Genomic DNA, 12,516 nt, shown 5'->3' with positions numbered 1-12,516 from the left:
ACCATAAATATTTAATTTAATACAATAAGCATCTTATATAAAAAGGAAAACCATCTCATATAACACACTAATTTATTTATAAACTATGTTTGTGCAATAGAAAAATAACTTTTCTATCGCGGAATTATACGTGACATTAATAGGTTTCGTCATAAATTTTTTTTAATATAGAATAATCCTAGTAAAAAATATTTGAAAAAATCCTCCCAACAATCAAGTAAAATATTTCTATCTATATTTATAAAAAAATATTGAATATATAATGAATCTAAAAGTGAGCAGAAACATTATTGCCATATAAAACTTTTTTATGTTCTATTTTTGTATTTTAATCTCGAAAAAAGAGGATCGGCAACGCATCACGCTGTCGCCATTAACAGATTCAATAAAAATAGTTATCTGTTAGCGAAATAGGTAAAATGCCATATCATTGACAAAGCTTATTTTAAAACACACAAATACAGTATGTTGCAAAATCAGTTACGATAGTGATACAAAATTACAATAACGTTTATCTCAATAAAACAAATCTATTTGTTTTTTAATATTTAATCATGATATGACAACACGATTTTCTAAGTAGACCTATAACATTTCGGTGTAAAATACAAATAAAGACTAGAAATTTTGTGACACAATGCGCCTTTTTACACCATTAAGTCAATTTAAGATAAATAGAAACTGCATTTTGGATCATGAATAGGTAATCTAGCCATCTGATTTCAATGACCAAACATGAATAGTTAAAAGGGTATGCTATGTTTACTTCACAGCTCATGCTGGTCGGTTATGTTTTATTAGTCAGTCCATGCGGGCATGATTCTTGTGATGCGGTTCCAGTAACAGAAACCATTTATACCAAAGATGAATGTACTATTCGCTTAAACTATCTCAAAAAGAAAAGACCCGATCTCTATATTTTTTGTGGTGAAGTATTACGTGATCCCGAAGTGACCGATGAAAATCCATACCTAACACCGCCAAATAGTGCCGATGATGTCTTTCAATTAAAATAATCACCCTTTTTCGTTGAACACCCCACAAAATACAATTTAATTTGTTTTCTAGTTACGGTATACTCTTTATACTTAAAATATGTAAGGACACGTATTAGGAGTCACTCATGTCTATTGCAAAACGCACCAAAGACAAACGTATTGCGTTAGGTTTAACACAATCTGAGCTTGCTACCTTGGCGGGTACAACGCAACAATCAATTGAACAGCTTGAGAGTGGCAAAACCAAACGCCCTCGTTTTTTACCTGAATTAGCAAAAGCGTTAAATTGTGAATTATCGTGGTTGCTCGAAGGGGATAATAAACAAACACACGCTTCTGAAATTCCTCCCCAAGATGAATGGCATTCAGTCAGTGAATGGGATAACGATACTCCTCTCAATGCTGATGAAGTCGAGATCCGTTATTTTAAAAGTATTGAACTTGCCGCTGGTGATGGTTGCTGTACTAACGAAGATCATAATGGTTATAAATTGAGATTCTCCAAAAGCACACTACGCCGCTATGGCGCTTCACCACAAAATGTGATCTGTTTTTCCGTCTATGGTGATAGTATGTCTCCGGTTATTCCAAATGGTTCAACAGTGACCGTTGATACAGGTAATACGCGGATTGTGGATGGCGGTATTTATGCTATCGAACAAGATTCATTATTTAGAATAAAATTACTCTACCGTCAGCCAGGCGGAAAATTAATTATTCGTAGCTACAATAAAGATGAATTTCCTGATGAATTTGCAGAAATTGACTCCGTTAAAATTATGGGACGCGTTATTCACTGGTCTGTGATGGCTTGGTGATCATCTGCATATTTTTATTTTAGTTTTTACTTTCTTGCACAATTTTCCCATTAGATAATAACAGCGTTTTATCTGCTAATGCTTGCAATTCACGAGGCTCATGAGTGACTATTATCATCGTTATCTGCTGTTTTTTTAATGAGATAATAAGCTCCCACAGCTGATAACGTGTTTCCCAATCCAAACTTGAAAAGGGTTCATCCATTAATAACAGTTTGGGTTGGCTAATGAGTGCTCTTGCTAATGCAACTCGTTGCTGCTCTCCCCCTGATATTTGAGATGGATAACGTGTTGCTAAATGAGCAATTCCCATCTGTTCAAGTAACGCTATCTCTTTTTCTTTACTGCGCTTTTGCTTAGCCGCATATTGTGCCAGCCATAAATTTTGCTTTACAGTGAGAAAAGGGAATAAATAAAGACGCTGATTTAAATAACGACAGGGGCGCTGCCAAACAGGTAATTTATTCATATTTTGGTTAGCTAAAACAATATCCCCTGTATAGCCGGTATAACCCGCAATAGCATTGAGTAACGTTGTTTTGCCGCTACCTGATGAGCCACTGATCCCTAAACACCCCCCTTGCTCTAGGTGTAATGAAACCTCGGTTAAAATACCGGTAGTCAACGAGTGAATGGTTAACATGCTAATTTCCTATCACGCTGTAAACGGTGTAAAGCAAACAATAGAGTAATTGCAATTGCTATCAGTACTAAAGCGCAACCTATCGCAAGCGAGAAATCACCACTCGCTATATTTAAATAGATTGCCATTGGTAAGGTTTCTGTTTTTAATCGTGTGGCCCCTGCCAACATTAATGTTGCCCCAAACTCCCCTAATGCTCGAGAAAAAGCCACAATACAACCACTGATTAATACAGACCAACAAAGTGGGATCTCAACCAAAATAAGCGTTTTTGTTGGTGTTAATCCTAAATTCTGTGCGGTTTGAATATAAGCAGGATCAATAGCTTTAAACGCCGCAAGGCTATTACGCATAATGATTGCACTTGCAACATATGTTTGAGCAATAATAATCCCCAAGGGAGAAAAAAGGGCACGAGATAATTGAGGAAAAACCCCTGTTAAAGGTCCTTGATGACCTAACAATAATAATAATCCAATACCTATTACCAAAGGAGGCGTGACTAAGGGTAAATCGAGTAACGCATCAATAAAACGCTGTCCTTTAAATGACGATCTTGCCATCACCCAAGCTGCAGGTACAGCTAAGAGCACGGCTAAACACAATGATGTTAACGCGGTGCTCAGTGACATCAATACGGCAAAATGAAATTCAGCATCAGTAATAACCATGGTGAGTTCGTGATAAGAGAGTTGGCAAATTAATGCAATAAGTGATCCCAATATCAAAAATAATAATAATAAAAGTGGTATTAGTGCCCAACGATACACAGTGAAGCCTTCTCTTAATCTACTAATGACATTTATTGTAAAAATGAAAAAAGCCACCTGTGAGCCGGTGGCAAAAATACAAATAATGTGAGAAAAATCTATGGTTTTGAAATAACAGGAAGAAAACCATAATCAGTAAAAGCCTTTATTCCTTCGGGACGAGAAAAATAATCAGCCAATTGTTGTGCTTGTGTGGGATTTGTTGAAGTTTTTAACACCGCTAATGTCGCAATTTCTTCGGGGCTTCCTTCAGGTATGGGTAATAAAACTAATTTATCTTGGTTTTTCATTGCATCAGCGTAACCAATAATGGCAGCATCAACCTCACCATTTAATAAATACATAAGTAACTGTTTAATGGTTGCTGTACGAACAACCACTTTATTTCGTAACTGCTCACCTTGGCCTGACGCTTCGATTAATTGTTCACCGCTTTTACCTAATGCAATTGCTTTTGCATCTCCCATACCTAATTTCAATGAACTATTTGCAAGATCTGTGATAGTTTTGATTTCACCAATTTTATCTTTTCTGACAGCAATAACAGGAATATGACGCACAATAGGATATTGGCTAACCACCTGATTTTGTTTCGCTAACTTCTCTACATACTCTTGAGAGCCGGGAAAAAACAGATCACCTTGTTGAGTGAGATTAAAGCGTGTAAGAATTTGGCCTGAACCGCCATATTCGATAGTCACTGTATTGCCGGTTTCTTTTTCAAATAGACCAACAACTTGCTCTACAGGCTGTTTTAATCCTGCGCCAGCATAAAGATGAAGCTCTACAGCAAAGCTGTTATGGCAAAATAATCCTAGCGCAAAACCTAAACCTACCAAAACTTGGCGTTTCATAACATCCTCAAACACAATATCGTTATATAGTTTTTTATATAATGATAGATATGAGAAATTAAGGCAAGATCTTAGTAAGAAAAAAACAGCAAAGTGCTAGCAAGCTATCATTTTACTTTTCATCTCTAATTTATTTATTAAGATATTTTTATCACTCTGTCGCTAGAATAAAAATACATAATCACTCATATTTTGATAAGCGATCTAGATGAAAAATAACAGTGATATTAATAACAAATCCTCGTTTAAACGAGGATCTCACTATTAAATACTCAATTCCAATAATGCTAATGCCGTCACTTCATCGATGACAATATCTGTAGCATATCCCCCTTTTATTGCGCCTATGGTTGCAGCAACATTTTCAACGCCTCCAGCAATAAAAATACGCTGTGGGATCTGTCTTAACTGTGCAAGACTAATTCCCATAATTCTAAGGTCGATATCAGAAAGCAGAGGATTACCTTGTGCATCATAGAATCGACCACAAATGACACCAACAGCACCTAAATCGCGATATTGTGCCATCTCATTTGTGGTGAGTACGCCTGTTGTAATCAAAGGATTGTCATCTTGAGTATTACCCACTACAAACAAAGCTTTATTACATTGATTTAAAGCAGAGAAATTACGCCGTATTATGGGTTCTGCTTGTAGCTCCATTGCCAAACGTGCATTTGACACTACAGCCGGTACATGCAAATTAATACTGCAACCTGAAAACTTATTGGCGATCAAAGCGGCAGATTCCGCAGTAGTAAAATCAGGTTGTGGGGCTACAGCCCCAATCATTTGTAACACGGTGACATTTTCTAGTGTTTTAGTGGGGAGATAGTGCCCTAGTTTATGGATTGTTCTTCCCCAAGCTACACCTAAAATATCATCATTGCTGATTATCTGAGAAAGATACATAGCCCCTGCTTTAGCTAATCTTTCTCGATTCATATTTGATGTTTGTTGCGATTTATTCTTTTCTTCATCAGGTAAAATAAGCACATTATTAAGATTAAATTTTGCTTTTATTCTGATTGAATAATCAATCGTAGAAAATACTGATGAATCCAAGCTTATATTAACGAAACCTTTTTCTCTCGCGAGATGTAAATACTTCACAACAGTCACTCGAGAAACGCTCATAATATTTGCAACTTCACTTTGACTGAGTCCGTCCTGATAGTAAAGCCATGCAGCATAAAGAACGGGATCATTATCAAATAAACTCGCATTTTTTAGCGAATTATTATCCATTTTAAACCCCACTATTTTTTATAAATCTTATTAATAATTAATTTATTTTATATTTACGATATTGCAGAAGGTAATAACAATTTTTGTTGAATATGTTCTTATAACACAATTAGATACATTTCATTTAACAACTACTAATATCGGCAAATGGGTGTTTTTCTTTACAAAAAGAAACTGAAAATATGTAAAATCAACTTAATAATGCCGTAATTATCTCATATCGAGAAAGTTTTTTTTGAAAATATGTTTTTATTCGGTTAAAAAGAGAAATCTTAGCGTTAAGTTTTAAAAAGTTTTATTTTGATGATATTAAAGTTAATTACCCTATAACAAATTAACCATAGACTCGTTAATACAGAGGAAAAATATGATTATCGCTTATTCAACAGCTCCTAATGAAACTGTCGCCCATGAAATAGCTCACCATCTTATACAGGCAAAGCTTGCAGCTTGTATTAACGTCCTTCCTAATATCAAATCTATCTATCATTGGAATAATGAAATTGTTGAAGATAATGAGGTACTTATGATGATCAAAAGCGAGAGTTCAAAACAACAGATTTTGATTGATACACTAGTAAAAATGCACCCTTACGATACACCAGAAGTCATTATTGTTCCTATAGAAAATGGGTTTCATGGTTATCTAGAATGGATACATCAAAGCCTAAATTAATGATTATTTCATTGCATTATCATGCTATTCCATCTTATTTGTGATAAAAATGATAGAATTTTGTAAATAAAACAACACTTACAATCTCAATAATGAGACAAATAAACAAAGTAAAATATTAAGATTAATTACTATTTAACTGCTAAATCATTTTTAAAAACTTTTCTTTTTGAGATTATTTTTATATTCACAGAAAAAATATAAACAATAAATTATTATTAATTTTTTATAAGTCAAAGAAATGAACAATAAAACGCTAATGAGCAAACGAAAAAATAAAAAAACAACAAACTGGTTTTTATAGGTTATTATCCTAAAGAATAAATTTAACCGATATCTTACCCTAGTTATTTTCTGTTATAATTAACGAGCTTTCTCTATATTACATGTAAAAAAGGAGTGAGTTGTGAAAACAAACAGAGTCGCAAGACGTATTTTAGGTTTACCTTATAATTTAAGTCGGTCTAAAAAGAAAGTGCGTTTTTCCATTATTACGCCTACAGAAAGTGATAATCTTCCCGCAGAGTTAAAAAATGCAACTCGGATCTGTTTAAAACAAGATTTCAGAAAAAATGCGCAAAATAAGCGTATTTATATGAAATTAACCGATGCTTATCCAGATTATCTTCTAGTAAGTTAATTACTTATGCCTAATGTTAGATTATAAATAACTTTTATTTTATTATTTATAACTAATAGTTTATCCCTTACAACCTTGTAAGGGATAATAGTATCCTATTATTGATATAATTCTTTACGAATATTCACTAATACTTGTTTAATTAATTGAGGATTGATTTTTTCTGGTAATTGACTTTGTTGAAAAGCTTGCTCAATTTTTTCTATTAATATTTTACTTCGCTCAAATAATGTTTCATAACTTAAAGCGCCAGATTTAATTTCTAACAATTCATCCCTGTTATCACACCAAACTTTGACTTTTTTTTCAGTAGCAATTCCTAATGCAATATAAAGCAACCTAAAAGTGTGCATCATATTTTTACTATCGTAACTTCGTCCATGTTCAATATTTTGCTGATAGCGGGCTTCATTACGCTCCTCAACCCATTGCCAATAAGCATGATACTGCTTGCAATAGGTACTGTAGCCGTCTTTATTAAAACTAAGATAGGCTTGTAATATGGCTGTTTCAGAGACACTGCTTAGTAAAACATCGGTGGCATTATCTTTTTTTATTACGCCTTGATAATCACTATTTGGATCATAAAAAACTGCATAAAGATTTTGTGCATGATTGATTTTAACCAACCCAATATTTTGCTGCTCCCAACAACGTTTTTTAAGCCAATTATTCAGTAATAGGCTTTTTCCATCTTCAATGATATAACAGAAATCAAGGATTGTTTTTAACTCTTTATCTATAGGATCCATGATTTTCTTATTTAACCCTTGCGCTTTTTTTATTTGCCCTTGAGCATAATGCACAAAAGTCTGTACGCATTCCTTTGATAAAAACCATTCTGGGTTAAATTGCATAAATAATGGATGACGATAAATAACAACATGCTCTGGTGCATTTAATAATTCTAAAATATTAGGATTAGACGCACACAGTAATTCAACAAATCGCCCTAATTCATAATAAACGATATCATTAGTTTTATTACTTACTTGTGGCACATAATCAGAGCAATAAAACATCTCTTTAGGTAGATAAAAAACACCTTTAATATCAGTATCTGAACTATCTGTTGCCAAATTTTGTGAACGACTACCTGAAATTGTTTCAAATAAAAGGTAAGGCTTTATATTGTCAATGGTCAGTTTCATCAAGTATTTTCCTAAACCAATTATTTAATATTTCACTATCTGGTACGGTGCGTTTCGCTAATTGAGTTGCTGTTTCTTGCCATAAAAAAGTGATCAGTTTTTGCATATTATCGGTTGGTAGCCAAGTAAAGTGTTCATCTTTATCTGCTTTAAAGCTCACTAACTCTCGAATAATTATTTGCTCATCTGTGGTTAATATATTTATTAACTGATTAAGCTCCATCGGTGGGATATTCCCCGTTTTTACTGTCCAATAAGCAGCTAAAAGTGAACGTAAGAGATAGAAATATTTTTTTAATTTTATGGGTTCATCTATCGCTTTACTTGCATGACTCTCTTCAAAATGATGTCTACTAACGGCTTTTGCGATCCCTCTATAATGATGAACAATGATTTGGGGTTGATAATATAATTGTGCCAACTCAAATAATTCTTTTTGGATACCAGCATATTGTTGATAAACAATAGGTGATTGTAACCACTCAAATAAGATAGCATTTGACTTACGTAATAGATGCAATGCTTTCGTAATATCCCAAGCTCCTACATCAAACCAATTATTTTCTATCCACTCAAATGTTTCTTTAGGTTTATCAATTGAAAGATATGCATTGCGAGGTCGTATAAAAATACCACGTACATCATAGTCACTATCCGTTGATGCGAAGCCCCAAGCACGGCTTCCACTTTCAGCAACATAAAGTAGTTTTATTTGATGCATTTGCTCTATTTGTGGCAGTTTTTTTAATATCTGATTATGCATGATGATGTTACTCGGTATTTCCTTACAACTCTTAAATTTAATAATGTTGCCAATTATGATGATGACTAGGGCTAACAATAGCAACATAACTACTTTAGTGTCTTAATTTTATAATTTATTTTTTGATACCGTCTCCTATACCGTCATTTTTTTCGGTTCTTGTCAACCATTACTAACCATAGAAAACAAAAAAGCCACCAGTAACTTACTGATGGCTCTTGGTTTTTTAACCTTTATCAACTATTGCTGATAAACGTTATTTTATTCCCACTCAATTATACTCAACACAAAAAAGTTATTTTAAATCAGATAAATATAGAAATTTAATATCATCATACCATAACTTATACCATATCGTGATAGTTGTTTCTGTTTGTTGGTGTCAGCAGAAACGTTACAAGTAGTTAGTCGTTGCAGTCTGTCTCGTTCGACGCAAAATTTTGCGGCCATTAAGCTCAATGCAGGCAAACACACCTTTACTACACATGATATATGATCTGTCGTGAGTCATAAAAAGCGGCTGTAGATCCTTGATGTAGAAACTGCAATCTAACGATGGCCGGATAGTACCGAAACTGAATATAGCTGCAGAAATTCGGTCATTATAGACTCAATGCTTCCTTCACCTGCGGGCTTTCAAAGGCTGGTGCAAGCGCCTTGATGTCTTTCGACGTCATTCCCAACTCGTAGGCAAGAGGGCGCCATTTATCTATAATAATTTCCGCCATTACCCTGAGAGCCTCGCGAGCTTCATCTGTGTTGATGTTGAAGAGCTGCGCCGCGTCCAACACTTCCAAAATTTTGAGTTCGTTTCCATGGATCTCGCTTATCGCGGTCTTTAGGGTGCCACCAATTGACGGGTCGGGATTAATATCATAGGCGGGAGAAAGAGCCCAGCGATTGGCCGTTCGTATGAAACCGTGATTACGCAGATGGTCGTCTGTATTCTGAATCAGCACAGAATAAGCCATTCGTGTCCAAAGTTCGACCAAATCATCACCTGCACCATGTATAAGCATCTGCTCTGCTAGAGAGACATAGTTTGATGGCTCAGTCCCCGCTAAGCCCATAAAAGTCTGAGCCGTAATAAAATGAATACGACGAGGGTTTTTAGGATCTTCATAAGACCGATCAAAACGCTTAATTAAGGCCACAGGAAATTGGCCAGCTACGACAAGTAGCTTGGCTTCAGAAACCGTCATTCCTATTTCCCCTGCGAGACGAAGCGTAAGTACTTCTGCACGAGCTATATCGTATTCATCGCCCATCTTAGGTAACTTCGCTATCCAGATAGTCTGGTCATCTTCACGAACATTTACTTTTGGTCGCGCTCCACCTAACGAACCTGCAGCATCAAGCAGTATTTGTCCGGCAAGCAACTTTGCACGGTTTTCACGATAATGAGTCGGATCTGCTTCTAAAGCGCGAGCCTCATGAATCATAGTCTCAAGTTCAATGAGCCGTGGTATGGAATAGGCTCTTTCTCCAATCCGAGGTTGAGCTAGAGGAAGCGCATCTGGCGTATCGCTCTCATAAAAGCGAAGTGCCCCCGAACGTAAGAAATCATCGACCCCAATTAGGTACTCGAAATCATTCATTACACGACCGCCATTCGCTGCACGCATAATAGCGCGCCCCCAGGAATCAGGAGTGCTATCGGCGATCGGCATCACAAGGGGAGATGAATTTCCTTGTAGGCTGGCCGACGCGACTATCTGGCTGCGCGGCATGAAGGGAGAGAGGTCATAGCCCTCAGGATTATCGATCCAATTCTGCGCATAGGTGAACACGGAGCTCTGTCGCATTCCGTCTACATTGAAATCCAACTGTCCGACCAGATCTTGATCATCCATCCAGACATAAAGTCTTTGCTTCATATAAATTCTCTAATTACGAGCCCGAAGAGTCTCGCGTAGCTTTTAAGCGAGAGAGCAGCGATGATGTATGTCCTGACGGGCTGACTACTAACATCCCCTGATTGCCCTGTGCCTTTGCTTCAACACCAGATTTTGTCGATTTGTTAACGGTCGCTGTACCTACCGCTCGTTGCATCGTCTTGGCCCCGGACCGGATCACAACATTCGTCTTAGTATCTTTACGGGGCGGCTTTGCACCTTGCATAACATTTTTACGTAGCATAGACAGTCCGATGTCATCATTACGCATGTCGATCAAATTACTCAAGAGGTCAAGTTTTCCAAGAATGGTGAGCACCATCGCAAGCGTGTTGAGTGAAATACCGGCACCGGCACCACTCTCAAGTCTATGCAAAGTAGAGCGCGAAATTCCTGCGGATTTTGCAAACGTATCAGCAGGGATTCCTCTTACTCTACGTGCGAATTCGATGTCTTTGCCCAATTTGACCAAAGCTGCTTCGGTTGAAGGGCGTACAACCGAGCCTTTTGTCCGACGAAGCTTACTCATGTTTTTTTCTTCAGGCATACTAACCTCACTCAGTTGCGTCTCATCTGTGATACAAATAATTATAACATCGAATGAGTAACCTTTGCAAAATAGGGCTAATCTGCTTTTCATCCGTCTCACTTGTGAGTCTATGTCCATCATACTGCCGTACCAAACTGAAAACATTCATGAATATGTCGAGTCAAATTCTAGTCGAGAGAAACTCATTGTGAGTAATTGTTATATCAACTCCGTAGGGGTATACTATCTTGTTGAAACCGATGAGGTTTAAACGTATCTGTGATGCAGCAACAAACTACTCCAGTTACTATTCCACTTTTAGCGATAAAGTTTGAGGGCTAACCCCCAGTGAGAATTCGTTATTTCGTCCCATTCAAACGCAAAATCATCATTGACGATCATTGGGAAATCCCAATGCAAGGCGGGAAGCTCCGCATCATTGAAGAAAATGGTTACGCCAAAGCTATTGAACTTACTTTCGAAAAACAGCCTCTGGAATATGCACCGAGCTTTCAGAAACGCGCCACTTATGAGGCTATGACAACGATAACCGGGCACGATGAACTTATAGTATTCGTGAAACGTCAACTCGATAACGCAGCCATATTTCTCGAATGTTTTCATGATATTGAACTCATGACAGAGGAAATTGAGGCCAAATATGAAGGAGAAACCCCGGAAGAAGAAACGCGACTACCCATAAAGAGTATATCAATGGGCAGACATGATTCTGCATTGCCTCTCAGTTTCGATATGTTTACGCGGGCGCTTATGGCTGCTGAGAAATATGATGGGCCGAGATTTGAAGTTGCCTTTGTAAAAAGCGCTCGCAACATGCTTAAAAATCAGGAATTCATAAATTCCTTCCGCTATTCATTCCTGTTGATCGAGTCACTGTATGGGAATGGTCAATTTAAAACACCAAGCTTGCAAGCTGCGCTAAAATCAAACCAAGAATTTCGTAATATTGTTGAGCTTGCCATCAAAGATATGATTCCAGCAAAGAATGATCGGAATTCGGATACGGCAAAGCTCATTTCAACGAAACCAAATGCAGATGACATTATTAATCATCTAGTCGAAAAGCGAGGTTTCTATTTTCACGGAAACATCAAACGGAAAGACGCCTGGAACCCCGATGAACAAGACTCGGCAGAATCTCTGGCGCTTCTTGCAATAGGTATTATCACAAAAATTACTATGAAGGCCGCAGAGCCAATGTTCGTTGCAGAACTAGAGAAACGCCACTTTGAAGACGCAATGCAAGTAGGAGCCAAAATCGTGTTTGAAATAAAATTCAGATTTCGTGAACCCGAAGAAAATTTCGATAGACAACATCAAGTCAACATAACTATGCCAGGAACCAAAGTCACCCCTCGTACAGCTTTCGCTGTCGCTCAGCATTTTCTGCATGTATTCCAGCATAATCAGCCTATATCGGCTTTATGTGAAGCTGAATGCAAAATACAGGAAACCGGGGAAAAGGTATTTAACCTCACATTTCATTCCAAAGAAGAGTGAACTGAAAAGT

At 36.8% G+C, this 12,516-nt stretch carries 13 protein-coding genes; 5 read left to right on the top strand and 8 right to left on the bottom strand.

Annotation, left to right across the window (positions count from 1 at the left end; genetic code table 11):
- Positions 1-758: 758 nt before the first annotated feature.
- Together AACV00_RS15030 and AACV00_RS15025 are read left to right on the top strand one after the other, a co-directional pair.
- Positions 759-1,016: a hypothetical protein gene (locus AACV00_RS15030; protein ID WP_004243308.1), complete on the top strand. Its 258-nt coding sequence runs from the start codon at positions 759-761 to the stop codon at positions 1,014-1,016.
- Positions 1,017-1,123: 107 nt separating this feature from the next.
- Positions 1,124-1,816 carry an XRE family transcriptional regulator gene (locus AACV00_RS15025; RefSeq protein ID WP_004243309.1) on the top strand — a complete coding sequence of 231 codons (693 nt, stop codon included), beginning with the start codon at positions 1,124-1,126 and terminating at the stop codon, positions 1,814-1,816.
- Between the two features lie 19 nt (positions 1,817-1,835).
- Here AACV00_RS15025 and AACV00_RS15020 read toward each other — a convergent pair whose 3' ends face one another.
- The 4 genes from AACV00_RS15020 to AACV00_RS15005 all read right to left on the bottom strand — a co-directional run bounded on the left by AACV00_RS15020 (position 1,836) and on the right by AACV00_RS15005 (position 5,331).
- Entirely contained in the window at positions 1,836-2,459 is a 624-nt protein-coding gene (locus AACV00_RS15020) for an ABC transporter ATP-binding protein (RefSeq protein ID WP_049211492.1), read from the bottom strand.
- Positions 2,453-3,229, bottom strand: coding sequence for an ABC transporter permease (locus AACV00_RS15015; RefSeq protein WP_004243311.1), 777 nt, complete (start codon positions 3,227-3,229; stop codon positions 2,453-2,455). Before AACV00_RS15015 ends, AACV00_RS15020 begins: the two co-directional genes overlap by 7 nt.
- Positions 3,230-3,327: 98 nt before the next feature.
- On the bottom strand, positions 3,328-4,083 hold the full coding sequence (modA, locus tag AACV00_RS15010; RefSeq protein WP_004250908.1) for a molybdate ABC transporter substrate-binding protein: 756 nt from the start codon (positions 4,081-4,083) through the stop codon (positions 3,328-3,330).
- A 264-nt stretch (positions 4,084-4,347) separates the two neighbouring features.
- Entirely contained in the window at positions 4,348-5,331 is a 984-nt protein-coding gene (locus AACV00_RS15005) for a sugar-binding transcriptional regulator (protein WP_004243314.1), read from the bottom strand.
- A 367-nt stretch (positions 5,332-5,698) separates the two neighbouring features.
- On the opposite strand from AACV00_RS15005, the gene cutA reads away from it, so the two are divergent.
- Both cutA and sra read left to right on the top strand, forming a co-directional pair.
- Complete coding sequence (gene cutA, locus AACV00_RS15000; protein ID WP_004243315.1) at positions 5,699-6,007, top strand: divalent-cation tolerance protein CutA; 309 nt, start codon at positions 5,699-5,701, stop codon at positions 6,005-6,007.
- A 406-nt stretch (positions 6,008-6,413) separates the two neighbouring features.
- The gene (sra, locus tag AACV00_RS14995; RefSeq protein WP_004243316.1) at positions 6,414-6,647 is read left to right on the top strand and encodes a stationary-phase-induced ribosome-associated protein; all 234 of its coding nucleotides are present in this window, start codon (positions 6,414-6,416) and stop codon (positions 6,645-6,647) included.
- 98 nt (positions 6,648-6,745) lie between these two features.
- On the opposite strand, the gene AACV00_RS14990 is transcribed toward sra, so the two are convergent.
- The 4 genes from AACV00_RS14990 to AACV00_RS14975 form a co-directional block, all read right to left on the bottom strand.
- Complete coding sequence (locus AACV00_RS14990; RefSeq protein ID WP_004243319.1) at positions 6,746-7,798, bottom strand: DNA polymerase beta superfamily protein; 1,053 nt, start codon at positions 7,796-7,798, stop codon at positions 6,746-6,748.
- The gene (locus AACV00_RS14985) at positions 7,782-8,561 is read right to left on the bottom strand and encodes a nucleotidyltransferase domain-containing protein (RefSeq protein ID WP_004250905.1); all 780 of its coding nucleotides are present in this window, start codon (positions 8,559-8,561) and stop codon (positions 7,782-7,784) included. The genes AACV00_RS14990 and AACV00_RS14985 overlap by 17 nt, the downstream gene beginning before the upstream one ends.
- A gap of 602 nt (positions 8,562-9,163) precedes the next feature.
- Positions 9,164-10,438, bottom strand: a complete 1,275-nt coding sequence (locus AACV00_RS14980) for a type II toxin-antitoxin system HipA family toxin (protein ID WP_161668636.1) — start codon at positions 10,436-10,438, stop codon at positions 9,164-9,166.
- Positions 10,439-10,451: 13 nt separating this feature from the next.
- Complete coding sequence (locus AACV00_RS14975; RefSeq protein ID WP_161668635.1) at positions 10,452-11,003, bottom strand: helix-turn-helix domain-containing protein; 552 nt, start codon at positions 11,001-11,003, stop codon at positions 10,452-10,454.
- 396 nt (positions 11,004-11,399) lie between these two features.
- Here AACV00_RS14975 and AACV00_RS14970 point away from each other — a divergent pair, with 396 nt between their 5' ends.
- On the top strand, positions 11,400-12,506 hold the full coding sequence (locus AACV00_RS14970) for a hypothetical protein (RefSeq protein ID WP_161668634.1): 1,107 nt from the start codon (positions 11,400-11,402) through the stop codon (positions 12,504-12,506).
- Positions 12,507-12,516: the final 10 nt, after the last annotated feature.

Origin of the sequence: Proteus sp. G3927 (genome assembly GCF_963894685.1) — a bacterium.
Taxonomy (GTDB): domain Bacteria; phylum Pseudomonadota; class Gammaproteobacteria; order Enterobacterales; family Enterobacteriaceae; genus Proteus; species Proteus mirabilis.
This window is presented reverse-complemented; position numbering and strand designations above follow the sequence as displayed.